20 protein-coding genes are annotated in these 25,585 nt (G+C 41.7%); 5 read left to right on the top strand and 15 right to left on the bottom strand.

The features are described from left to right. Nucleotides 1–2 precede the first annotated feature (2 nt). The gene (locus L3V41_RS03455) at nucleotides 3–266 is read right to left on the bottom strand and encodes a DUF4212 domain-containing protein (protein ID WP_004586074.1); all 264 of its coding nucleotides are present in this window, start codon (nucleotides 264–266) and stop codon (nucleotides 3–5) included. A 384-nt stretch (nucleotides 267–650) separates the two neighbouring features. Here L3V41_RS03455 and L3V41_RS03460 point away from each other — a divergent pair, with 384 nt between their 5' ends. Next, nucleotides 651–4,091: a PAS-domain containing protein gene (locus L3V41_RS03460; protein ID WP_062568811.1), complete on the top strand. Its 3,441-nt coding sequence runs from the start codon at nucleotides 651–653 to the stop codon at nucleotides 4,089–4,091. Nucleotides 4,092–4,103: 12 nt separating this feature from the next. Here the strand turns inward: L3V41_RS03460 and L3V41_RS03465 are convergent, their stop codons facing one another. After that, nucleotides 4,104–6,719 carry a DUF2339 domain-containing protein gene (locus L3V41_RS03465; RefSeq protein WP_062568810.1) on the bottom strand — a complete coding sequence of 872 codons (2,616 nt, stop codon included), beginning with the start codon at nucleotides 6,717–6,719 and terminating at the stop codon, nucleotides 4,104–4,106. 357 nt (nucleotides 6,720–7,076) lie between these two features. Here L3V41_RS03465 and purU point away from each other — a divergent pair, with 357 nt between their 5' ends. Continuing rightward, nucleotides 7,077–7,907 carry a formyltetrahydrofolate deformylase gene (gene purU, locus L3V41_RS03470; protein ID WP_062568809.1) on the top strand — a complete coding sequence of 277 codons (831 nt, stop codon included), beginning with the start codon at nucleotides 7,077–7,079 and terminating at the stop codon, nucleotides 7,905–7,907. Nucleotides 7,908–7,957: 50 nt separating this feature from the next. Here purU and L3V41_RS03475 read toward each other — a convergent pair whose 3' ends face one another. Both L3V41_RS03475 and acs read right to left on the bottom strand, forming a co-directional pair. Beyond that, complete coding sequence (locus L3V41_RS03475) at nucleotides 7,958–8,611, bottom strand: response regulator transcription factor (protein WP_062568808.1); 654 nt, start codon at nucleotides 8,609–8,611, stop codon at nucleotides 7,958–7,960. Nucleotides 8,612–8,707: 96 nt separating this feature from the next. Further along, nucleotides 8,708–10,648 (bottom strand): acetate--CoA ligase, encoded by a 1,941-nt coding sequence (gene acs, locus L3V41_RS03480; RefSeq protein WP_237127167.1) that lies wholly within the window; start codon nucleotides 10,646–10,648, stop codon nucleotides 8,708–8,710. 304 nt (nucleotides 10,649–10,952) lie between these two features. Between acs and L3V41_RS03485 the strand changes: the two genes are divergently transcribed. Further along, nucleotides 10,953–12,122, top strand: a complete 1,170-nt coding sequence (locus L3V41_RS03485; RefSeq protein ID WP_237127168.1) for a DcaP family trimeric outer membrane transporter — start codon at nucleotides 10,953–10,955, stop codon at nucleotides 12,120–12,122. A gap of 149 nt (nucleotides 12,123–12,271) precedes the next feature. Next, the gene (locus tag L3V41_RS03490) at nucleotides 12,272–14,380 is read left to right on the top strand and encodes a TonB-dependent siderophore receptor (RefSeq protein WP_237127169.1); all 2,109 of its coding nucleotides are present in this window, start codon (nucleotides 12,272–12,274) and stop codon (nucleotides 14,378–14,380) included. Nucleotides 14,381–14,906: 526 nt separating this feature from the next. On the opposite strand, the gene recA is transcribed toward L3V41_RS03490, so the two are convergent. Together recA and L3V41_RS03500 are read right to left on the bottom strand one after the other, a co-directional pair. Beyond that, a complete protein-coding gene (gene recA, locus L3V41_RS03495) occupies nucleotides 14,907–15,953 on the bottom strand; it encodes a recombinase RecA (RefSeq protein ID WP_193987749.1) in 1,047 nt (348 codons plus the stop codon). A gap of 58 nt (nucleotides 15,954–16,011) precedes the next feature. Next, nucleotides 16,012–16,509 (bottom strand): CinA family protein, encoded by a 498-nt coding sequence (locus L3V41_RS03500; protein ID WP_237127170.1) that lies wholly within the window; start codon nucleotides 16,507–16,509, stop codon nucleotides 16,012–16,014. A gap of 21 nt (nucleotides 16,510–16,530) precedes the next feature. On the opposite strand from L3V41_RS03500, the gene mutS reads away from it, so the two are divergent. Continuing rightward, nucleotides 16,531–19,101: a DNA mismatch repair protein MutS gene (gene mutS / locus L3V41_RS03505; protein ID WP_062568802.1), complete on the top strand. Its 2,571-nt coding sequence runs from the start codon at nucleotides 16,531–16,533 to the stop codon at nucleotides 19,099–19,101. Nucleotides 19,102–19,196: 95 nt separating this feature from the next. On the opposite strand, the gene rpoS is transcribed toward mutS, so the two are convergent. Genes rpoS through ftsB form a run of 9 tightly spaced genes read right to left on the bottom strand, consistent with a single transcriptional unit; the run spans nucleotide 19,197 to nucleotide 25,572 of the window. Continuing rightward, nucleotides 19,197–20,180, bottom strand: a complete 984-nt coding sequence (gene rpoS / locus L3V41_RS03510) for an RNA polymerase sigma factor RpoS (protein ID WP_062568801.1) — start codon at nucleotides 20,178–20,180, stop codon at nucleotides 19,197–19,199. Between the two features lie 57 nt (nucleotides 20,181–20,237). Further along, nucleotides 20,238–21,062 carry a peptidoglycan DD-metalloendopeptidase family protein gene (locus tag L3V41_RS03515; RefSeq protein WP_193987751.1) on the bottom strand — a complete coding sequence of 275 codons (825 nt, stop codon included), beginning with the start codon at nucleotides 21,060–21,062 and terminating at the stop codon, nucleotides 20,238–20,240. A gap of 41 nt (nucleotides 21,063–21,103) precedes the next feature. Further along, entirely contained in the window at nucleotides 21,104–21,682 is a 579-nt protein-coding gene (locus L3V41_RS03520) for a YqaA family protein (protein ID WP_062568799.1), read from the bottom strand. An 11-nt stretch (nucleotides 21,683–21,693) separates the two neighbouring features. Continuing rightward, on the bottom strand, nucleotides 21,694–22,332 hold the full coding sequence (locus tag L3V41_RS03525) for a protein-L-isoaspartate(D-aspartate) O-methyltransferase (protein ID WP_062568831.1): 639 nt from the start codon (nucleotides 22,330–22,332) through the stop codon (nucleotides 21,694–21,696). After that, nucleotides 22,322–23,086, bottom strand: a complete 765-nt coding sequence (surE, locus tag L3V41_RS03530) for a 5'/3'-nucleotidase SurE (protein ID WP_193987752.1) — start codon at nucleotides 23,084–23,086, stop codon at nucleotides 22,322–22,324. The genes L3V41_RS03525 and surE overlap by 11 nt, the downstream gene beginning before the upstream one ends. Next, complete coding sequence (locus L3V41_RS03535; RefSeq protein WP_237127171.1) at nucleotides 23,087–24,115, bottom strand: tRNA pseudouridine(13) synthase TruD; 1,029 nt, start codon at nucleotides 24,113–24,115, stop codon at nucleotides 23,087–23,089. It lies immediately after the preceding gene. Next, nucleotides 24,112–24,594, bottom strand: coding sequence for a 2-C-methyl-D-erythritol 2,4-cyclodiphosphate synthase (ispF, locus tag L3V41_RS03540; RefSeq protein ID WP_237127172.1), 483 nt, complete (start codon nucleotides 24,592–24,594; stop codon nucleotides 24,112–24,114). The genes L3V41_RS03535 and ispF overlap by 4 nt, the downstream gene beginning before the upstream one ends. Beyond that, nucleotides 24,591–25,292: a 2-C-methyl-D-erythritol 4-phosphate cytidylyltransferase gene (gene ispD, locus L3V41_RS03545; protein WP_237127173.1), complete on the bottom strand. Its 702-nt coding sequence runs from the start codon at nucleotides 25,290–25,292 to the stop codon at nucleotides 24,591–24,593. The genes ispF and ispD overlap by 4 nt, the downstream gene beginning before the upstream one ends. Beyond that, complete coding sequence (ftsB, locus tag L3V41_RS03550; RefSeq protein WP_062568794.1) at nucleotides 25,282–25,572, bottom strand: cell division protein FtsB; 291 nt, start codon at nucleotides 25,570–25,572, stop codon at nucleotides 25,282–25,284. The genes ispD and ftsB overlap by 11 nt, the downstream gene beginning before the upstream one ends. Between the last annotated feature and the right edge of the window lie 13 nt (nucleotides 25,573–25,585).

The raw sequence follows: 25,585 nt of genomic DNA on the forward strand, positions 1-25,585 counted from the left end.
TCCTATTCGTCTACGCCGTATTTTTTATCTAACGTATTCATTTTGAAAACGTAAACAAAAATCAAAGCAACAAAGGTGTAAATTGCGCCTTGCTGGGAGAACCAGAAGCCGAGTTTAAACCCAAAAAAACGTACTTCGTTCAGTACATCTACCAATAAAATGCCAAAACCAAATGAGACGACAAACCACACTGCTAACAGTTTAAATAGCAGTGAAATATTTTCCGCCCAATAAGCTTTTGCTTGTTCTTCATCTTTAAAAGCCATTTTTATCCCCTTATACATTACCAATGTAATGAGTGGTATTAGTTGTCATAAACTAAGTTAGCAAGGGTTCAGCAATATGGAATTGATACCATAGTCGTAACAACCAGTTTACGTTTACGTAAACTGTAAAATCGCATTTGTAAACAGTCAGTAAAAAGCAATATTTAACAAAGAGTTAACCTGTAATTATAAATCTGCGAAATACTGAAAATAGCAAAAACGAATGATCTGCGACATTAGTCTAATAAAAATACAAAAAAACATTAAAGACAATGTTTTTCAATAAGTTAAATATAAAACTTTGTATATAGAAAAAATCAACACATCGAAATTATTGATAATTCTGATAAGGTAGAGTTATTACAATAATTACTGAATTTAGACATGACAGCTGCGCTTATTTTTGTTGCACTCGCCTACATTGGCGTGTTGTTCTGGCTAGCTAACTGGGGGGATAAAACCACTCCATTAGCAAAACGTATTAGCCATCACCCCTTTGTATACTCATTCTCTTTAGGGATTTACTGTACGTCTTGGACTTACTATGGTTCGGTGGGCACAGCTGCTACCAGTAGTTGGAACTACCTGCCTATTTTAATCGGTCCTGCGCTGCTGTTTTTCTTCGGTCAGGGCTTTTTACGTAAACTCGTTTTAGTCAGTAAAAAACAAAATATCACCACTATTGCCGACTTTATTTCAGCCCGCTATGGCAAACGTCAAACTACTGCAATTATGGTTACTATCATAGCCTTACTTGCGACTATCCCTTATATCGCCTTACAACTCAAAGCACTTAGTAGTAGCTTTTTATTATTGCAAAATGATAGCCGTATTTCGGGTTCTATGCTGGCACTGTCGGCGACCTTAATCATGGCAATGTTTGCTATCTTTTTTGGCACACGAAAAGTGGATGTAACCGAATATCGCTCAGGGCTGATGCTCGCTGTTGCATTCGAATCTATGGTGAAATTACTAGCTTTGGTTGCCGTTGCGGGACTTGCTTTATACACATTATTTAATTTGAGTACGGTGCAAACTGAGCAATTAACAGGCTCTATTTGGCAGCATTGGCATAACTTTGATTTTCTGAGCTTCAATTTTATTGGCCAGTCTTTAATGGCCGCAGCCGCTATAATCTGTTTGCCAAGGCAATTTCATGTGACCGTTGTTGATAACCAAGACAAACGTCACCTTTATACCGCACGTTGGGCATTTCCACTTTATTTACTGTTAACGGCGGCAATGATTTTTCCGATTGCGACAGCGGCTATTCATCCTGGTATTGGTAGTGGCTTTTCACCCGATAGCTTTGTGTTAGCACTGCCTTTAATACATGAAAACGCGTTTTTAACCACCTTTGTTTTTATTGGCGGTTTATCTGCTGCAACAGCGATGATTGTGGTCGCTACACTTACCTTAAGTACCATGATCTCAAACGATGTGGTTTTACCTTTAATGTTGCGTCGTAAGTTTAAACGTAACCTCATAACAAGTAGTTATAAATCACAGATTTTACTTGTGAGACGCTTCACTATTGCTGGCATTTTGATCTTATCTTATTTCTACCAGCAATGGTTTGGCCATGGTAAAGCGCTGGCAAGCATGGGCTTGGTTGCCTTTTCACTGGTTTCACAATTACTGCCTGCTATCGTCGGTGGCCTATACTGGCGTAAAGGCCATGCTTATGGTGTGTATGCTGGTTTGCTTGCAGGTGTTATTTGCTGGATTCTATTTTTAATGCTGCCTATTTTAGATGCGGGTAACAGCCTAGATGCCGAGTTACAGCAAACACTTATAACACGAGGTACGCTAATCGCATTATTTGCGAATATCGGCTGTTATATTAGCTTTTCACTGGGTGCTGATGAGCGCTTAATAGATAAGATTCAAGCCGCTGCATTTGTAAACCCGAAAGAGCAAGCGGTATTTGCAAGACGCTTAAATAAGAACGTTAAAGCCACGGTATACGACTTTAAAGTACTATTACAAACCTTCTTGGGTATTCAGCGCAGTCAACAGGTACTTGCACACTTTGCATTAAGCAATAAACTTGATGACAACAATGCTCACCCAGAGCCTGAGTTTATTGCCTATTGTGAGCGCGCTTTAACAGGCGTACTAGGCGCATCGTCTGCCCAAGCGCTTATTCATACCGTAGCCTCAGGGAAACGCATGGCGTTTGAAGAAGTCGTCAATTTCTTTGACGAAACAACGCAAGCACTGCAATTTAATCAAAACCTGTTGTTCACCTCGCTTGAAAATCTCAGTCATGGTATTTCAGTTGTTGATAAAGAACTCAACTTGGTTGCTTGGAATAAACGCTACGCAGAAATGTTCCACTACCCTGAGGGCTTTTTAGAAGTAGGCCAAGCGATTGAAGAGGTGATCCGTTACAACGCAGAACGCGGAGAGTGCGGCCCAGGGGAGATAGAACGGCATGTAGAAAAACGCGTGCAACACCTTAAAAATGGCAGCCCACACCACTTTATTCGTCACCGTCGTAATGGCCAAGTCTTTGAGATGATAGGCAACCCACTGCCTGATGGTGGGTTTGTGACCAGTTTTTCAGATATAACAGCGCATATTGAAACCCAAAACGCTCTTGAGGAAGTCAATATGGATCTTGAAAACCGTATCGAAGCACGAACGCAAGAAATACGAACGATTAACAAAGATCTGCAAGCGCAAATTGACAGTCGAGTACAAACTGAGCAAGCACTCACTTTGGCTAAAAAAGAAGCTGAGCAAGCTAATGACAGTAAAACTCGCTTTTTGGCACTGGCCAGTCACGATATCTTACAACCGCTTAATGCTGCTCGACTTTATTTAGCAGCCATTGATGACAAAACCCTCTCGAGTAATAACTTAAACAATTTTGAAAAACTCGGTGCAAGTTTAGATTCAACCGTCCACCTAATGTCTGCATTACTTGAAATAGCGAAGCTAGAACAAGGTGCGATGACGCCAACTCCACGCCATTTTAGTATTGACGATATTCTTGCCCCCCTTAAAAATGAATACGCAATTATGTCGAGTGAAAAAGGCTTGAAACTCACAGTGCGCTCTGCAGGGATCATTGTACATAGCGACATCACTTATCTGCGCCGAATTATTCAAAACCTTGTTTCTAATGCAGTAAAATACACTGATAAAGGAAGAGTATTAATTGCGTGTCGTAAACGAAAACACCATCTTCGTATTGAAGTATGGGATACAGGTCCTGGCATATCACAGTTGGAACAAGCAAAAATTTTCAACGACTTTTATCGTATTGAAGCAGGTGACAATAAAGGGGTCGGTCTTGGCTTAGGCGTGGTAAAAAGAATGGCAGACTTATTGTCTTTACGCTTAGATGTAAGCTCAAACCTAGGTAAAGGAAGCCGCTTTAGTATTGAAGTCCCTTATGGAGAGAGACAGTTTATACAACAAAAACAAACGCCGAAAAAAGGCATGGAAAACCGCTCTGCCATGAATATTGTCGCAGTAGATGATGACCCTGAAAACCTTAATGCAATGGCAAGCCTTCTACAAAAATGGCAAGCTAATTATCAGTTATTCGATAACGTAAATGCGATTATGGCATATGCTAAAGATCATCGTGCCCCAGATGTAATCCTGATGGATTATCAGCTTGGTCACGACTGTGACGGCATTACGTTAATCAAAACATTACGTGAAATTTGGCAAAGCCCTGTTCCGGCAATTTTAATTACCGCTGTACGTGATGAAGCGCTTAAACAACAAGCAAAAGCTGAGAACATCCACTATCTCAGCAAGCCTGTAAAACCAGCGAAGTTAAAAGCACTGCTTAATCACAGTGCATAACCTACTCTCTCTTTAAGGCAAAGCGTGTGGCTTTGCCTTAAATTTTTGAAACAGCCAACTTAGTGCAACCAATGAAATACCTAAGCCAATAAATGACACAGCCCTTAGCAGCCCTGTTAGATTTGCCATATCAATCAAGAATACCTTCAACACCACTAAGGCCAGTAACCCTAGTCCAAGCTTTTGCAGATCAACGATAGAGCGCAAGTGCCCCGCAATCACCACTAATGCACCTATCAATAACCATATTAACGAATATGTGTACAGTTCGGCGTCTGAGGTCGACTGCGCTAAATTAATAAGCTCACCTTGCCAGCTGTGGCGTATTTCAGCATTAATATAAAGTGCAAGAAAAGCACCTGCGAGGCAAATTAATGGCTTAACCAATTTAGTCTTAATAGGCTTTATTAACTTTGCAACCCATAAGGTTATTAATGCAGGCACCAACCAGAGCAGTAATAACCAGTTAATAATTGGCCACTGACCGATATTTATAGGCTCGAAGAAAGGATTCAACGCAGTGAGTAGTTTTAATGCAAATAAACCAGCCAGTGTTAAAAGTACAATCGCCCCAGCCTGATAAAGCCTTACCAAGTGTTGAGTAAACCTTGAACGCAATAAATACACACAGCCTAACACGCCCCAGTTACAGGCAAGTAGAATGTGTTCATACACCGATAAATTATCAAAATCAGGGTAACGTCCCACCAATTGATAACTTGTTTCAGTCGTTATAAACAAAGCAATACAATGTAAAGTGGCGCCTTCTAACCACACTCGAAGAGGTTGTTGATGCCAAAACCTTGCGGCCCAGTAAAACAAACATGCGCTGACAGGGTAAACAATGAGACTCCAGTGAACACCAAACAGGTTTGTATCATTATAATCCACTAGCCAAGGGGCTACACTCAAGCGTGCGAGTAAACCTGCCACTAACGCTTTTAGTGGCCAACTTGGCATTGTGATGCTGTGCTTGTTCACATAAAAACTAATCAATAGCACTTGCACCGTTAATGCGAGAGTTAAACTACTTCCTTCAAGTAGCATAGTTAGTGCTAAACTAATATTAGCATTAGCACCAAGCCAGTAGCAGAATACCTGCAAAGGATGGTTGTTATTTGCTGAGAGTTTAAATTGCAGCGCACTGACCGCTAACAACACAACACACCATAGCGGATAAGCGCTCATTAAAGCATGGTCAGGGGTAATTAAATATAAACTCGCTACAATCACAAAGGTTGATAGTGAAGCGATTAATGTAAACCCTAAACGTTTTGGATACTTGCCTGTAAAGTACCACCCATAACTTAAAAACAACGCACTAAAAAACAGCCCTACTCCGTAGTTTTGCCTAAAAACAAAAAGCTGTTCTGAAAAATCAACTGTGTTGTTTTGTGCAAGCAATAATATTACAACACATGCCAAAGCGAGCAGTAGCCAGTTATCCCATACACTATTTTTTAAAATCAAAAACAGTAATAAAACAACAAATAATAAAGTACTAAGCTGCCATACAAGCAGTGCATTGGTAGTGCTCATTAATAAAAGAACAGGGGAAATAATTGCCAGTAGTAAAGGAGTATCTGGCAGTTGCCTTAGCATTTTTGTAAAGCGATAAGGGCGATGCTCTACCTGCCTGAGCTTTAACCCTAAACGCGGTATCGCAATCAATAGTAGAATACTCAAAGCTGCATACAGATTAATAAACCATAAAAAATGGCTTGATGCAGTGACAGCCACCAACCAAAACCAACCCAAGTGGCCAGCCCATAGCAAATACCATAACCAATGGCGTTTCACATAATGAGCCACTAAAGAGGCTGATACAGTAACAAAACCAACATAGGTCAGTAAGGCAATAAAGTCATTGCTTCCTGTGCTTACCCATATCGGCACACTATAGGCGCCAATTATGCCGATAACTGCGAGCAGTGGGCCAAACCTTAATGCCATCCAACTGGCAGCCAGAGATACAAAGGTCAAAATACCAAACGCAGATAAAGGCTGTAATAATTCGTAATGTGAATAAGCAAGTAAAGTTAAAGCAAAACAGCTTATAAAGCCGCCACTAGCAAGTGCCGCAGGTATGTAGTTACTAAATCCTTCAAAAACAATCCCTTTTCGGTGTAACACCTCGGCGACCGTAATTAAACTTACACCAAACACGGCCCCTAAAATAACCCGCATTGACTCTGATAATAAACCAGCTTCGAGTGAATAACGGGCAAGGAAAATCCCACCAAACGCCAGCGCTATTGCTCCTACCCACGTTAACCAATTGGCTTTAAATTGAGCAATAATTGGCGAGAAATAATCTGGCTTAGGCTGTTTTGAAACGCTAGGTTTAACAGAATGAGAATCAACTTTAAGTTGTTCAAGAGTGGTTGAGTCAGGCTCTGTGTTAGTGGGTGAAGGCTGTACATGCTCTCTTAATTGCGATTCAACATGAGCTGATACTTTAGCTTCATCAGCAAGATGCGGCTGATACGCCTTTGACGAAATCGTCTTCCTTAATGCTATCACTTCTTTTCTTAAATTTGAAAGCTGAAACAGGGCAACAATACCTGCCACTGAACCAAATAGAATTACAGCAACCAGTAACACTATTAACGCAATACCCTCATCCATACATCATCCTTGTGTCTATAAAGCAAACGCCCTAATTATCTCTACAATAAACACTTAGCGTAAGTAAAGCAACGAAGGTACGGAACCAAATCTGTTAAGGTTGATCGATGAGTGTTCGCTTTAATGTCATGTTAAAGTCAGAATCTGCTACGTCATCCTGATCTATAATGAAAACTTAAATCCTACTCACAAAAACCTCACTTTCATTCAAACCACCAATAACAAGTACCCTTTGTAATGCAGTGAATTGGACTAGGCTATTCTGAAATTAATTATTAGATAGTTGAAATTGCGCTATGCAGCACTTAAAAATTAGCAAATAATAAAGGCCACCAAAACGGGATTAGAATGAGGACTATGAACACGATTTTAACCACGCAATGCGATGATGATGTTGGCTTAATTGCCAAAATCACAGGCCTTTGTCATGAGCATAATTTAAATATCACACGTAATAATGAGTTTGTTGACAAAGACGCTAAGCGCTTTTTTATGCGTACTGAGTTAAGTGGCACGGTGTCAGATAACTTTTTACCTAGCCTTGCAACCTTACTTCCAGATGGTGCTGAGCTTGCACTGCATAGCAGCGAGAAAACCAAAGTTGTGTTGCTTGCCACTAAAGAAGCACATTGTTTGGGGGGGGTTTTACTCAAACAATTTGAAAAAGCCCTGAATATTGAAGTATTAGCCGTTATCGCTAACTATCCAGACTTAGCCCCTTTGGCAGCCGGCTTTGATGTGCCATTTCATGTTGTTTCTCATGAAGGGTTGAGCCGTGCAGAGCACGATCAGCAAGTGGGTGACCTAATTGCCAGCTACCAACCTGATATTATTGGCCTTGCTAAGTATATGCGAATTTTAAGCCCTGAGTTTGTCGCTCGCTTTGAAGGTAAAATAATCAATATCCACCACTCATTTTTACCAGCATTTATCGGTGCAAAACCCTATCATCAGGCTTTTGAACGTGGCGTAAAAATCATTGGTGCAACAGCTCACTTTGTTAATAATGAGCTCGATGAAGGGCCAATTATTTTGCAAGATATAACCCATGTTAGTCATGCTGATACCGCAGAAATGATGGCAAAAATGGGGAAAGATGTAGAAAAAACAGTTTTTTGCAAAGCCTTACAGTTAGCCTCTGAGCATAAACTGTTTATTAACGGTAATCGCACCGTGGTATTTGCTTAAGTCATTTTAATGAAGAGGCTAATCGCCTCTTTATTATTTTTATTATCTAATTACGAGTTCGACTCAATAGGATCAAGTTGAAGTTTTGAGGCAATAAGGACCGCTTGAGTGCGGTTATATACACCAAGTTTTCTGAAAATAGCGGTAATATGCGCTTTTACCGTGGCCTCAGAAATATGTAATTCATAAGCGATTTGTTTATTCAATAAGCCTTCGTGTAAGTACTGCAACACTTTATATTGTTGTGGTGTTAATGAGGCTACCTGAGCGGCTATTTCTTTGTCTTCGCCATCAACCGCAGCGACTTTATCTTTAAGCTCAATGGGTAACCATACATCCCCTTCAAGAATATGGTTAATGGCTATGGCAATATCATCTGATGACGATGATTTAGGTATAAACCCCATCGCACCATATCCCATCACTTTAGAAACAATATTGATGTCTTCACTACCTGACACCACTGCTATGGGTAAGCTTGGATAGTCTTCGCGAATACGAATAAGGCCGTATAAATCGCCATTACCTGGCATGTGAAGGTCTAGCAGTAGAATATCAAGATCTTCTTGTTCGCTAAGCACTTGCAATGTGGTATCAAAGTTTTCCGATTCAAACACTTCTAAATCAGCGAACTTCGCACTCAATGCCCCTTTCAGCGCTTCACGAAATAACGGATGATCGTCCGCTATTAAAAACTGACTCATGGTTCACTCCTAATAAATTCGGCTGACACCTATTTCTAAGTGACAGCCGATATACTACGTTTAGAATCAACTTCTAATCAAGTTTTTAACGCATTTTTAACGATTTAATCTGTTCTCGATTAACTCATCAACCACACTCGGATCGGCCAGTGTTGAAGTATCACCTAACTGTTGGTGCTCATTTGCCGCGATTTTACGTAGAATTCGACGCATGATTTTACCAGAACGTGTTTTCGGTAGGCCTGGCGACCATTGGATCATATCTGGTGATGCAATTGGGCTTAGCTCTTTACGAACCCAGTTACGTACCTCTGCCGTTAACTCATCACTGACAGTCACGCCTTCATTTGGTGTAATATACACGTAAATGCCCTGACCTTTGATGTCATGTGGATAGCCAACAACAGCCGCTTCGGCAACTGCTTCGTGAGCAACTAATGCACTTTCGATTTCAGCTGTACCTAGACGGTGGCCTGATACGTTAAGCACGTCATCTACACGACCAGTGATCCAGTAGTAACCATCTTCGTCACGACGACAACCATCACCTGTAAAATACACACCTGGGTATGCTGAGAAATAGGTTTGCTCAAAACGTTCATGATCGCCATAAACTGTTCGCGCTTGTGAAGGCCAGCTATCTAAAATAACTAAGTTGCCATCAACTGCCCCTTCAAGCGTATTACCTTCGGCATCATACAATGCAGGCGCAATCCCAAAGAATGGACGTGTTGCCGAACCTGGCTTCATATCTGTTGCACCTGGTAGTGGTGTGATCATGATGCCGCCAGTTTCGGTCTGCCACCACGTATCTACGATTGGGCAATTTTCATTACCGATATGCTCGTAGTACCACGCCCATGCTTCAGGATTAATTGGCTCACCTACAGAGCCCATAATACGTAAACTAGTACGTTTTGATGTGGCCGTTGGCTCATCGCCTTTCGCCATCAAAGCACGGATAGCCGTTGGTGCAGTGTATAGGATAGTAACATTATGTTTATCAATGACTTCACCCATACGACCTGCTGTTGGGTAAGTAGGCACACCTTCAAAAACAACCTGAGTGCAACCATTAACTAATGGACCATATGCAATGTAGCTATGACCTGTGATCCAGCCCACATCGGCACTACACCAAAAGATATCATCTTCTTTTAAGTCAAATACGTACTCGTGGGTCATTGATGCATACACAAGGTAACCACCTGTGGTATGAACAACCCCTTTAGGTTGACCCGTTGAACCGGAAGTATAAAGAATGAAAAGCGGATCTTCTGCATTCATTGGCTCAGGTTCACATTCTGCCAGTAAATCTGCTACTAGGTCATGCCACCAAACATCATGGCTATTCCACTCAACATCGCCACCCGTTAACTGATGCACGATGACATGTTCCACACTGGTTACCGAATCTTGTGATACCGCTTCATCAACGTTTGCCTTAAGTGGCACGCAATTCCCTGCACGACGACCTTCATCAGAAGTAATTACAACCTTAGCGCCGGAGTCGTTAATTCGATCAGCAATCGCTGATGGAGAAAAACCACCAAATACAACAGAGTGAATGGCACCAATACGTGCACATGCTTGCATTGCATAGATAGCTTGTGGAGTCATTGGCATATAAATAGCGACGCGATCGCCTTTAGAAACACCTAATTTTTTAAGACCATTGGCGAGTTTTGCGACTTCATCATGCAGCTTTTGATAGCTAATGTTTTCGCTTTGTTCAGGGTTATCACCTTCCCAAATCAGGGCCGTTTTGTTTGCATTTTTAGCAAGGTGACGATCGATACAGTTATAAGAGGCATTCAATTGTCCGTCTTCATACCAACGAATATTAATGTGACCTTTATCGAATGACGTGTTCTTTACTTTATTATAAGGGGTCGACCAATCAAGACGTTTACCGTGCTCTCGCCAGAATCCTTCTGGGTCATCAATAGATTGCTTATACAGTGTATTATATTTATCGTTATCAACGAGTGCTGCATTCTTGATATGCGCTGGAACTGGATAGATACTTTGTGACATTGTTGTCGTCTCCATGTTAATTACTTGCCAAAGGCTTACTTCAAGGATCACTCAGCAAAGCGACTTAAAATATTAGACCTTAGTTGTATATCTCACCAATAAACAAAAAACTTCGTAATCACCTTCTATAATCAAGTCCAATGTACTAATACATCTGACTAACTACCTTAATTTAAACAAACTTTGTTGCTCATTAGTATTAGTACCACCTTAGTCTAATAGACCAATAGATAATTGAGAGAAATCACTTCTTAAACAACAGTGATACAACAACATACAAGTAGCTTTGACAGGAATACACATTATGACAACAAGAAAAGTAACAGCCCTGAAGACATTAACTGCATCAGCAGTACTTTGTGCGCTGACAGGCACAGCACACGCAGCCACCATAGGTAATACTGATATCACCTATGGCGGTTATGTAAAACTCGATGCAATGTGGAGTGATTACTCATCAGGTATACCAGACGGTTCAAGCGTTGGTCGCGATTTTTACGTGCCAAGTACGACTCCTGTTGGACCTGACGCAGACAATGATGCTGTCTTTGATATGCACGCCCGTCAATCACGTTTCAATTTTGGTACCGCAACCAAATTAGATAACGGAAAAACCATAAATACAAAGATTGAGATCGACTTTCTAGCATCAGCACCTGGTGGTAATGAGCGCGTTACTAATTCATATGCACCACGTATTCGACAAGCTTATGTCACGTATGACGGTTGGTTATTCGGTCAAGCATGGTCGAACTTCCAAAACGTAGGTGCTCTTCCAGAAACCCTTGATTTTGTTGGTCCAGCAGAAGGCACTGTGTTTGCTCGCCAAGCTCAGGCAAGGTACACAACGGGTAGTTGGTCTTTTTCAATCGAAAACCCTGAAAGTACCATTACCACACAAGGTGGTGCTCGCGTTGCAACCGATGATGCCGCAATGCCTGATTTTACAGCCCGTTATACTCACAAAGCGGATTGGGGTGAGTTAGTTGTGACAGGTCTTGCACGCCAATTAACCTATAAAAAGAATGGTATTGATGCCGATGAGTCTTCATTTGGTATTAGCGCGTCTGGTAAAGTAAACTTTGGTCAAAACAACCTTAAATTTATGCTGACACAGGGTTCAGGCTTAGGTCGCTACGTGGGTTTAAATGTTGCTCATGGTGCCGTGCTTGATGGTGATGATCTTGATGCCATTGATTCAACATCAGGCTTTATTGCCTATCAGCAACATTGGAATAGCCAATGGCGTTCAACATTCCTTTATTCATTCTTCTCTGCTGACAATAATAGTGACTTATTTGCGATCTCTGGCGATCCTACAGAAACCAGTCAAAGCTATAGTGCAAATATCTTATACTCACCTGTTAAAAAGCTTACGTTTGGTGTTGAGTATAAACATGCTGAGCGTAAACTAGAAAGTGGCACAGATGGCGATATGGATCGCTTGCAGTTCTCTGCAAAATACGTTTTTTAATCCCTAATCAGTTTTACTTCCTGAAGCGGCTTCGGCCGCTTTTTTTGTTTATTTTAAGCCAACATTGACAAACCTAATTGCAAACCATTTTCATTTAGATTACATTACGCATTAATTTACAATCTGAATTGAACTATTTGGGAATTTGCATGTCATCAACTAAATTTTTGCGCCTTTCACAATTAAGCTTAGTGACTTCAGCACTATTAAGTGGCCACGCTTTCGCTGCACAAGAAAAAGAACAACCTATTGAAAAAATAGCTGTTTATGGTCAGCACCATAAAAACTACATCACTGAAGAAGCGCAATCTGCAACAAAACTTGGGCTAACAATAAAAGAAACACCCCAGTCTATCTCTGTTGTATCTCGTGCATTAATGAATGACTTTTCACTTGATGATCTGAACTCAGTCCTTGAAAGTACACCAGGTGTCACTGTTGAGCAAATTGAAACTGATCGTACCTACTTTAAAGCACGTGGTTTTGAGATAACAAACTTTCAGGTTAACGGCATGGGTATGCCACAAGACAACGGCTCTATCCAGGGAACTTTAGATACCTCAATTTTCGATAGCGTTGAAATTGTCCGCGGCGCCAATGGTTTAATGACAGGTGCAGGTAACCCATCTGCAACTGTTAATATGGTTTTAAAACGCCCAACTTATCAAACACAAGTCAATGCATCTGTATCGTACGGCTCTTGGGATAGCAAACGCTTAGAGCTTGATGCATCAACTGCACTAAATGAAAATCACGCTGTGCGTGCTGTATTTACCAAACATAAAGCAGAGTCTTACCTTGACCGCTATGAGCAAGATAAAACAATTTACTACCTTGCTTACGAAGGCCAGTTAACGGATAGCACGGTAGTAACGGCTAACTACGTTAACCAGAAAAAAGATGCAGATAGCCCATTATGGGGTGCACTCCCTCTTTATTATAGCGATGGCTCAGCAACTAACTTTGATGAATCAACCAGTACAGCATCTGATTGGTCTTACTGGAACAACACAACAGAGCAGCTGTTCTTATCAATTGAACAAGCAATTACGAATACTTGGTTTTTAAAAGCAAGATATGCGCACTTAGAAAATGAGCAAGATTCAGAGCTTTTTTATGTCTATAAAACACCTGATAGAGAAACAGGTTTAGGCTTAATAGGTTACGCAAGCGAATATGATCATAAAGATAAGCACGATATTTTAGATATCTATGCAACTGGTAAGTTCGACTTATTTGGCATGGAGCACGACCTATCGTTTGGTGTAAACCAAGCGGATATGGATAACGATGATATGTCTCTTTATGATAATGAAAATGGCTTCCCTCGCATGCCTGAACTTGGCGGTTGGGATGGCACAGCACCCACACCGACATTTGATGATGGTTTAACAGGTGCTGATATTACAAGTCGTCAGCGTTCTGCTTATATTTCTACACGAATTCGTGCCACAGACTCATTGAGTTTCTTAGCGGGTGTTAGCCATGTAAACTGGGAAACTGAGGGCGAGTCATATGGAAAAGCGAAAGATAAAGACAGTGATCAAACTGTACCTTATTACGGTGTAGTGTATGACATTAACGAACGTTTCTCTACATATGCAAGCTACACAGAAACTTTTGTACCACAAACAGAGCGTGATATTAACGGAGATTACCTAGATCCAATCACAGGTAAAAGCAGCGAAATCGGCTTGAAAGCACAATTACTCGATGACAACTTATTCGTGACCTTTGCGTATTTCGATGCTAAGCAAGAAGGCCTAGCTATCGCTATTGCTGGTTCTCAACCAGATGACACACGCTACTATGGTGCAGATGGCATCAATAGTGACGGTTTTGAAATAGAAATGAGTGGCCGACTCAACGACACACTTAGTGCTAGCTTTAGCTATAGTAACTTAAATATCGATGGTGATGAGTTAGTAAAAGATTACACACCAGAGAATCAAGTTAAACTTGCTTTAACCCAGAAAGTACCTCAAATAGATGGCCTAACCTTTGGTTTAAATTACCAGTGGCAGGATGACACGCAACGTGTGCAACCGACACAGCCTTCAGGTGTGGTACCGGTCACAAAACAAGATGCCTATGGCTTACTAAACCTGATGGCAACCTATGACATTAATGATAATGTGAGTGTTAACTTTAATATCAACAACGTAACCAATGAGAAATACCTTCACAGCTTGTTCTGGGAGCAAGGTTACTACGGTGCACCACGCGGTTATGCTATGTCATTAAACTGGCAGCTATAATCTTGCTTTAGCGTTTTTAATAATCCTATTAAACGTGCTATAAAATCGCAGCTACGCCCCGTAGCTGCGGATTTACCCCGCGACAGCCCAAAAAACAACTTAACCTAAAACGCGATATAAAACCGCGCCTACGCCACCTTGTAACAACGGGTTTACCCCGCAACAACCCAAAAACAACTCAAGTTAAAGCGCGATATAAAATCGCGACTACGCCATCTTATAGCAACGGGTTTACCCGCGATAACCCAAAAAAACAACCTAAACTAAAGCGCGATATAAAATCGCGACTACGCCACCTTGTAACAACGGGTTTACCCCGCAACAGCCCAAAAAACAACTAAATCTTAAGCGCGATATAAAACCGCGACTACGCCACCTTGTAGCAACGGGTTTACCCCGCGAGCATTCAAATAAACAACACGCGGCCACAGACTATTTCAGCCATAAAAAAACCGCTACATAGGGTAGCGGCTTTCTTTTGTTAAGTGCGGGTCAAATCACGCTTAACGATACTCTTTAAAACGATTTATAGCTCATCTTCTGCGATTAAGCCTGCATCTTCACCATCTTCTGGTTGTACAGTGGCTTGCAGTAATAGCATCTCGCGTAGTTTGCCTTCGATTTCATCTGCGATCTCAGGGTTATCTTTTAAGAACTTAATTGAGTTAGCTTTACCTTGGCCGACTTTATTACCATTATAGCTGTACCAAGCACCTGACTTTTCAACAAGTTTATGCTTAACACCTAAATCAATTAGCTCGCCATGTTTAGAGATACCTTCACCGTACATAATGATGAATTCAGCCTGTTTAAATGGCGGCGCAACTTTATTCTTAACGATTTTCACGCGGGTTTCATTACCAACGACTTCGTCACCTTCTTTCACTGAGCCGATGCGACGAATATCTAAACGTACAGAAGCGTAAAACTTAAGCGCATTACCACCCGTAGTTGTTTCTGGGTTACCAAACATAACACCAATTTTCATACGGATTTGGTTAATGAAAATACACAGTGTATTTGAGCGTTTAATGTTACCCGTTAACTTACGAAGTGCTTGCGACATTAAACGAGCTTGTAGGCCCATATGTGAGTCACCCATGTCGCCTTCAATTTCAGCTTTTGGTGTCAGTGCAGCAACCGAGTCAACAATCACTACATCTACAGCGCTTGAACGTACTAACATGTCACAAATTTCTAATGCTTGCTCGCCCGTATCTGGTTGGGAAACAAGTAACTCATCAATGTTTACACCTAGTTTTTGTGCATACACAGGGTCAAGTGCATGCTCAGCGTCAACGAACGCACATGTTTTACCTTGCTTTTGAGCTTGAGCGATAACTTGTAAAGTAAGCGTTGTTTTACCTGATGATTCAGGACCATATATTTCAACGATACGGCCTGTCGGTAAACCACCTATACCTAACGCGATATCAATACCAAGTGAACCTGTCGAGATAGCTTCAATATCAAGGGCTTTATTATCACCCAATTTCATAATTGAACCTTTACCAAATTGACGTTCAATTTGTGATAAAGCAGCGTCCAACGCTTTTTGTTTGTTATCGTTCATTCTGTTCTCCAAATCCGGCTAATGCAGACAGTATACTGTATGAAATCACAGTATCAAGCTAATTTTCTGATTTTATCAATTCAATTACTTTTTCTATAGAATAAATAATAGCTTGCTCTCTAACATTTGCTCTATTCCCAGAAAAAACCTGCTTGCTCGAATAGTTTTTCCCTGCAAAATGAATACAAAACCAGACTAACCCCACGGGCTTATCCAGTGTCGCACCTCCAGGGCCTGCAATACCAGAAACCGCAACCGCAATATCAGCTTTTGCTGCTTTTGCAGCACCCGGTGCCATTTCAAGGACAGTTTGTTCACTTACGGCACCGTAGGTGTTTAATGTTTGCTCGTTAACACCAAGTAGTTCATGCTTTGCCTGATTGCTGTAGGTGACAAAAGCACGGTCAATATAATTAGAACTTCCTGGCGTATCAGTAAGCGCATAACTCACGCCCCCGCCCGTGCATGATTCAGCGGTAGTGATCCATAAGCGTTTATCCGTTAAAATAGCTCCTAATTTCGCAGCAAGTGTTTTAATCTCTTGATGTAATTCCATATTCAGCCTTTGGGTAAGTACATGTCGTTTGATCTTTATGCACCGCACACTATAAAACAACAAACCCCTATGATGCAGCAGTATCTTAAAATAAAAGCAGAGCATCGAGATATTTTGCTGTTTTATCGAATGGGTGACTTTTATGAACTGTTTTTTGATGATGCCAAACGTGCCGCACAATTACTTGATATTTCTCAAACTCACCGCGGCAAAGCCGGTGGTGACCCAATCCCAATGGCCGGTGTCCCTTATCACGCTGTAGAAAACTACCTAGCCCGCTTAGTGCAAATGGGCGAATCCGTTGCTATTTGTGAACAAATAGGCGACCCTGCGACGAGTAAAGGCCCTGTAGAGCGCAAAGTCGTGCGCATTGTTACGCCTGGCACAATTTCTGATGAAGCCTTACTGCAAGAACGTCAAGACAACTTATTAACGAGTGTGTGGCAAAGCAACAAGGGTGTTTACGGAATAGCGTATCTTGATATCAATTCAGGGCGCTTTAATATTCTTGAAGTCAATACTGATGAAGCATTTAGCTCAACATTACAACGTTTAGCGCCTGCTGAGCTGCTTTACAGTGAAACATTTGCAAATGTGCACCTAATTGAGCATATAAAAGGCGCGCGTCGCCGTCCAGAATGGGAATTTGATTTAGATACTGCCCAGCACTTACTGTGCGACCAATTTGGCACTAAAGATTTAGTGGGATTTGGAGTCGATAAAGCTCATAACGCACTCATTGCTGCTGGGTGTTTAATGCAATATGTTAAGGATACTCAGCGCATTGCCCTGCCACATATTCGTGCCATCACTCTTGAACAAAATGAACATGCAGTGATCCTCGACGCTGCAACTCGTAAAAATTTAGAGCTCACGGTGAATCTTTCTGGCGGCTACGAAAACACCCTCGCGCAAGTGCTTGATAGAACAGCAACAGCCATGGGTTCTCGCTTACTAAAACGCCGTATTCACACTCCAGTGCGCAGCAAAACTGAGCTTAACTCTCGTCTCAATGCAATAAGTGCGATTATTGATGCGCAACTATGCGGTGAGCTACAAGAATCATTAAAGCAAATTGGTGATATTGAACGTGTTATTGCTCGCTTAGCACTTTGCACCGCAAGACCCCGTGATTTAACGCGCTTGCGTAGCGCTTTGCAAGCTTTGGCACCACTGCACGAACTGCTAATGGATGCCAACAATCCACGTATTAGTCAGATCATCGCAAACTCGCAACAATTGCCTGAACTGCAAGATTTACTAGAACGTGCTGTTATAGAAACTCCGCCTGTACTTATTCGTGATGGTGGCGTTATTGCTCCAGGTTATAATAGTGAACTTGATGAATGGCGTGCACTGAGCCAAGGTGCGACTGATATTCTTGAAAAACTCGAAGAGCGTGAACGTGAACGCACTGGTATTAGTACGCTAAAAATTGGCTATAACAAAGTACATGGTTTTTTTATTGAAGTTAGCCGTGCCAATTCACATTTAGTGCCTGCGGATTATATTCGTCGCCAAACGCTTAAAAATAATGAACGCTACATCATTCCTGAGCTAAAAGAGCACGAAGATAAAGTACTGGGTAGCCAATCAAAAGCATTAGCCCTTGAAAAGCAACTTTACGAGCAGTTATTTGAATTTATTGCTCCGCATATCGAGCAGCTACAAACCATGGCAGCAGTGTTAGCCGATTTAGATGTATTAAATAACCTAGCAGAACGTGCACAAGCACTTAATTACGCTAAACCAACACTTTGCGATAACGACAATATCAGCATTAAGCAAGGCCGCCACCCTGTTGTTGAACAGGTCATGAAAGACCCGTTTATTGCCAACCCAGTAGAGCTCAATAATGACCGTAAAATGCTAATTATTACGGGTCCAAATATGGGTGGTAAATCAACTTATATGCGCCAAACCGCGCTTATCGTCCTAATGGCACATATAGGCTCTTACGTACCGGCAGATAGCGCCGAAATCGGTAACATTGACCGTATATTCACACGCATTGGCGCAAGTGATGATCTGGCATCTGGGCGCTCAACCTTCATGGTTGAGATGACAGAAACAGCCACAATTTTGAATAATGCTACCGCACAATCGTTGGTGCTAATGGATGAAATTGGTCGTGGTACGTCAACCTATGATGGCTTGTCACTCGCTTATGCTACTGCAGACTATTTAGCCTCAAAGATTGCAGCTAAAACCCTATTTGCAACTCATTACTTTGAATTAACAGAACTTGCTGAACAGCAACAAGGACTGGTTAATGTGCATTTAGATGCCATTGAGCACAACGACACCATTGCCTTTATGCACACAGTACTTGAAGGAGCTGCAAGTAAGAGCTTTGGCTTGCAAGTTGCAGCACTTGCCGGTGTGCCAAAAGCAGTAATTCAACAAGCAAAACAGAAACTAAAAATGCTCGAAAATCACCAGCCAGTCACAGCTCCTGTGCAGCAACAGCAAGCACTGGCTTTTGATAATGAGCCATCAGAGCTTGAATTAACCTTAAAACAGCTTGATCCAGACAGCCTCACGCCAAGGCAAGCACATCAGCTATTATATCAGTTAAAAGATTTACTTTAATTACCACAATAAAAAAGCTGACGTAACGTCAGCTTTATTGTGTGTTCTGAACCCGTAGGTTCTATACCCTTGATCAGGTATGCATTGTTGTCAAATTAAGTGAATTGGTCGAACAGGCTATCAGTGCTTAAACCTTCGTGTTGCAAAATATCTTTTAAGCGACGTAACGCTTCCACTTGAATTTGTCTTACACGCTCACGTGTTAAGCCAATTTCACGACCCACATCTTCAAGCGTTGATGGCTCGTAGCCAAGTAAACCAAAGCGGCGTGCTAATACTTCGCGTTGTTTTGGGTTTAATTCACCAAGCCAATCGACTATATGCTTGTTGATATCATTATTTTGTACTTCGCCCTCAGGGCCAGAGCCTTTTTCGTCAGCAATAATATCGAGTAAGGCTTTATCATTCTCACCACCAATTGGTGTATCAACTGAGGTGATTTTTTCGTTTAGACGCAGCATTTTTGTTACGTCTTCAACAGGTTTATCTAAACACTCTGCAATTTCTTCTGCTGTTGGTTCATGGTCTAGCTTTTGCGTTAATTCTCGGGCGGTTCTTAAATAAACGTTCAGCTCTTTAACAACATGAATGGGTAAGCGAATAGTACGGGTTTGATTCATGATGGCACGTTCAATAGTTTGACGAATCCACCACGTTGCGTAAGTTGAAAAACGGAAACCACGTTCTGGGTCAAATTTTTCAACAGCTCGAATAAGACCAAGATTACCTTCTTCAATAAGGTCAAGTAATGCAAGGCCACGATTGTTATAGCGACGAGCAATTTTTACCACTAAGCGTAAATTACTTTCGATCATCCGTTTACGAGAGGCTTCACAGCCTTTCAACGCTTTACGCGCAAAGTATACTTCTTCTTCTGCACTGAGCAGAGGAGAGAAACCTATTTCACCGAGATATAGTTGCGTTGCATCTAAATTCTTGGCTACTTCATCCTTTGCAAAAATATCTTCTTCGTTATCCACTTCCTCTAGTAAATCAGAAGATTCTTCTTCGACTACTGTATCGTCAAATTTATCGTCAATCGTTTCTGTTGTTTTCTCAAGTTTTGCTGTGTGACCCATAAGCGTCCTCCCGAGCAAATATGTGATTGAGCTAAATCACTTTATCAATACCCGTGGCTAAGGTAGATATTTAGCAGGGTTGACTGCTTTTCCTCGATAACGAATTTCAAATCTCAAAGCCGTTACTGAGGAGTCGGAACTGCCAATTTCTGCTATTTTCTGACCCGCCTTTACTTCCTGTTTTTCCTTTACGAGCAACTTGGAGTTGTGCGCGTAGGCACTTAGGTAATCATCATTATGTTTCAAAATAATTAAATTACCGTACCCCCTTAATGCGTTGCCAGCATAAACCACCGTTCCGTGTGCAGCAGCTAAAACAGATGCCCCTTTTTTATTAGCGATTTGTAAACCTTTGTAGCCATTTTCTTTAGTAGAAAAACGGCGAGTGACCTTACCTTGAGCGGGCCAGCTCCATATTACTTTCGTACTAGATTTACTACTTCTTACACTAACTTTTTTGTTGGCTTGTTTTTGAACATACTCTCGTTGTTTTGGCTGATCAAGCTCTTTTTTTAATTTTTTGTTATTTTTTTGTTTCGAAACAGTAGACTTTTTACTCCATTTCGTATATTTTTTCGTCTTTTTTGGTTTTACCGCTGCTTTTTTGAGCAAAATGCGTTGCCCAGGGTAAATTGTATAAGGTGCTGGAATACGGTTTATTTTTGCCAAAGAACGGAAATCTTTCTGAGCGCTAAACGCAATTGAGTAGAGCGTATCGCCTTTTTGTACTCGATAACTTGAGCCTGTGATATTAACTTTACGTGTGGTGGGATTGATTTGATTATCTAAACTACTGACCGGCGCAGGTGCATTACGAGAGGAGCAGCCAAAGAGCAAAATACTAAGAAACAAAGCAACATAGACTGTAAAATGCTTTCTCACTGTAAAATGCTCCTTGAAATGCTAACTGAAGGTTTTAAGTGCTATCGTAATAAAAAGTATGCAACCACAACTAAAATAACTAAACCCCAGCCAAGTGCTTCAACATATTGACGTAATTTTTGCTCCATTTTAACCCCACCCCACTTCATTAAAGCGGAAACCAAGAAGAATCGTGCACCACGACCAATGGCTGAGGCAATTAAAAAGGGCAAAAAGGCCATCTGCATTAACCCTGCCCCTATCGTAAACACCTTATAGGGGATAGGCGAAAATCCAGCGATAAATACAACCCAAACACCATAGGTTTCAAACCAACTAAGTGCTAAGTCAAACTTTGCTTGCCAGCCCATTTGAGCAATAAAAGGCTCTACAACTGGCTCAAATAGCCAATAACCTAACAGATAACCTAAAACACCACCAATGACAGATGCAATGGTAGTAAAGCTTGCAAAACGCCATGCTTTGCTTGGTTGTGCAAGCGACATTGGCGCCAGCATGACATCGGGTGGCACCGGAAAGAAAACAGATTCGGCAAAGCTCATCCCTGCTAAATAGCGCTCTGCATGGCGGTGCTTTGCCCACACAAGTGCCATATCATATAACTTAGTAAATAACTTCAAAGTATGACGTCCTATTCAATATCACCAGGTACCAAAGGTACAAATCGTACTGGTGCAACTACATGTTCACTAAATGTATCGCCATTTCTGACAACCATCATTAATTGTTGGTCTTGCTCGCCCACAGGGGCAATCATGACTCCGCCATCAGCTAACTGTGCTAATAACCCTTTTGGCATTGTTGCAGCCGCAGCTGTCACAATGATGCCTGAAAATGGAGCTTGAGACTGCCAACCCTGCCAGCCGTCACCATGTTTCATTGTTACATTATATAAATCGAGTTTATGTAAACGCCGTTTAGCTTGCCATTGCAGTGCTTTAATTCGCTCAACAGAACAAACTTTGCTAAATGTTTTGGCAAGGATCGCTGTTTGATAACCAGAGCCTGTGCCTATTTCAAGCACTTTGTCTTTAACACCAGCCAAACGTAAAAGCTCAGTCATCCGTGCAACAATATACGGTTGTGAGATAGTCTGCCCTTGGCCAATGGGTAATGCGGTATTCTGATACGCTTTGTGCTGCAATACATCATCAACAAATAAGTGTCTGGGTGTTGTTGCTATTGCTTCAAGTACGATAGAGTCCTCTACCCCTTCTCGCTTTAATAATTCAGCCAACGCTAACGCACTGCGATTATAATTAGTCAGCACCATTAATCTCCATATTTGCCAACCAGCTATCAACCGCTTGCAAGCTTTCTTTCGCTGTCATATCAACACTTAATGGTGTCACCGATGCATAACCATTGTTGATGGCATAAAAGTCAGTGCCTTCACCTGCATCGCTTTCAGCGCCTAACGTACCATACCAATATATATCACGACCCCAAGGGTCTTGCTGTTTAGTCATGGTTTCAGCTTTATGGCGAGAACCCAAACGCGTCACCTTCACGCCTTTTAATTCTGTTAGAGGAATATCGGGAACGTTTAGATTAATTATTTGATCTTTTGGTAATGGATGAGAAGCCAGCTCTTTAATAATGCTCACGGCAACGGCCGCTGCAGTTTCAAAATGGTTGCCTTCTTTAGAACATAACGAAACAGCAATGGCTGGCAATCCTAAATGACGTCCTTCAGTTGCTGCTGCTACCGTACCAGAATAAAGCGTATCATCACCTAAATTAGCACCATGATTAATACCTGCTACAACTAAGTCAGGCAGCTCGTCAGTGAGCTCGTTTACACCTAAATGAACACAATCTGTCGGTGTACCATTAATCGAAATAAACCCGTTATCTAGCCTAGTCGCTCGTAATGGGTTCATTAAAGTAAGTGAGTTACTTGCGCCACTGCAATTGCGATCAGGTGCAACTAACGTTACATCTGCAATTTGAATCAAAGCTTGGTGCAAAACTGCAATCCCTTTAGCATTGACCCCATCATCATTACTTAATAAGATTTTCATTTACGCATCCTTTTGTTTTTGCTCTCTAGGGCTAGCGTCTTGATAGTCCACCAGCTCACGCAGCAAGGCGGTAGCAAAACAGCCTTTTGGTAAACCAAAGCTTAACTTTAAAGTAGTTTCGTCTATGGTTTCTACTGCTAATGAATCGGGTATTAAGCGTAACATTCTACGCTCATTCTTTAGACCTAATTCAGCAAGCCCATCAATCCACGACTGATAAGGTGTAAGCCATTTTTTTTCAGTCTCGGTCAGGCCTTTTTCACCTTTGCCTACCATAGGCGCCGACATCACAATATCACCAGACGCTAAGCGTGCAATATTGTCGTCACTTATATTGTCTTCAAAAAAAGCATTACTACCGCTAAGCATAAACACTTCGCGGTGCATTGTTTTAGCAAGGCCATGCTCAGCAACCCGCATGCTCACTATTTCATTAAACACATAAGAGCGCGCTGCTGAAATCACTAAACCACGCAGTTTTTTATCGCGAATGCGCTCTCCCGCAAACATCCGTTTAGCCATCTCAAGGTTATGACCGCCATGACCAAAGCGCTGCTCACCAAAATAATTAGGGACGCCTGCTCGCACGGCATTGATACGACACAAAATATCCAAAGGCTTAGTCACATTACGTAACGTAATGGTAAAGCGATTGCCTTTATGGCAGCCGGTTCTGAGCTTACGATTATGGCGCTGCTGCGATATCACAAAGAACTGTTCGTTATTTAATTCACTAAATTCAATATGCTTTTTAATTGGTACTGGCACACTAAACCACTGGGTACAAACACCGTGGCGATCTTTTAGACCCGCGTAGCTTACATCGCGCGGTGATACACCTGCTTTTTCGGCAATGCGTTTAGCAACAAACTGTGTATTTTCGCCTTTTTTCACCACCTGTAAGCAGACATGCTCGCCAGAACCTGTAAACTCAATACCCAAGTCTTCATCAACCATAAAATCTTCAGCAAACATTTTAAAGTCAGCCTTAGAAAGAGGTTTACCATATAGGTAGTTTAATTCGCTCATGAATTGTGTTTACTCATAATAACGACAGCGTGGCTTGAGATGCCCTCTTTACGTCCTTCAAAACCTAACTTTTCGGTGGTTGTCGCTTTCACATTAACCTGTGAAATGTCAGCTTCTAAATCTGCTGCTAAGTTTTCACGCATTGCTTGTATATGTGGCAGCATTTTTGGCGCTTGTGCAACAATTGTGACATCAGCATTGCCAAGTACGTACCCTTGCTGTTTAGCAAGCCCAATCACATGGCGTAATAAAATACGACTGTCGATGTTTTCGTATTCACTGGCTGTATCAGGAAAGTGCTTACCAATGTCACCCATAGCCAAAGAACCTAATATCGCATCACATAATGCGTGAATAGCCACATCACCGTCTGAGTGTGCTAAGAACCCTTGTGGGTAATCAATTTTTTCACCACAAATAACCAGCGGGCCTTCGCCGCCAAATTTATGAACATCAAAGCCATGGCCAATTCGAATCATGGGGTACTCTCATTTTGTTGTTTATTTAGTAGGAACTCAGCTAAATCTAAGTCTTCTGGTGTGGTGATCTTAATATTGTCGCTACGGCCTGGCACCAATTTAACGGGCTGCTTAGCCCACTCCATTGCAGATGCTTCATCCGTGATGGTTACACCATTTTTAAGCGCATTTGTAAGAGCATCTGTCAGCGCTTGATAAGGGAAAAACTGGGGGGTAAGTGCCTGCCATAAATCATCACGCGGCACAGTTTGCTTACAATGCGTCTCACCACGCTTTATGGTGTCTTTCACTTTTGAGGCTAAAATACCGCCTTCATTCACAGCAACACAGTCAGCGATCAAGCGCTCGATATCAGTTAAACATACCAGCGGCCTTGCAGCATCATGCACCAAAACCCAATCAGGAGGATTATCAGCAAGTGATAATAAGGCATTTAGGACTGAGTCAGCGCGCTCTTTCCCCCCCGTTACTCGCTCTATACGGTTATCAATGTGCGGTAAATCCGCAAAATAGCCGTCCCCCTCGCTGATTGCGACTTTAATGGTGCGAAGGAGGTTAAGTTCAGCAAGCTTGCTAAGGGTATGTTCTAAAATCGTTTTGCCAGCAAGTTCAATATATTGCTTAGGCGTGGAGTGTTGCATGCGGCTACCAACCCCTGCGGCAGGGACGATAGCGGTAATTATTTGCTTATCTTTCATTATGTTGTTGTCTAGGTAACACTCGAATAAATGTTTCACCTGGTTTAATCATTCCTAACTCGTTCCTTGCACGTTCTTCAATTCCCTCTTGGCCGAGCTTTAAATCTTTTATATCAGCTTTAAGCACTTTATTTCGCTTCAAAAGCTTGGCATTGGTATCTTGATGAGACGTAACCGCTTGCTTAAGGCGAGTGTAATCCTGTACACCATTATGACCAAACCATAAACGGTACTGAATAAATAGCGCCAAACATAACAAGGCGAATTGAAAAACCCGCATTGAACACTCCTTC

Source organism: Pseudoalteromonas sp. L21, assembly GCF_021728035.1.
In the GTDB taxonomy this organism is placed as follows: domain Bacteria; phylum Pseudomonadota; class Gammaproteobacteria; order Enterobacterales; family Alteromonadaceae; genus Pseudoalteromonas; species Pseudoalteromonas arabiensis.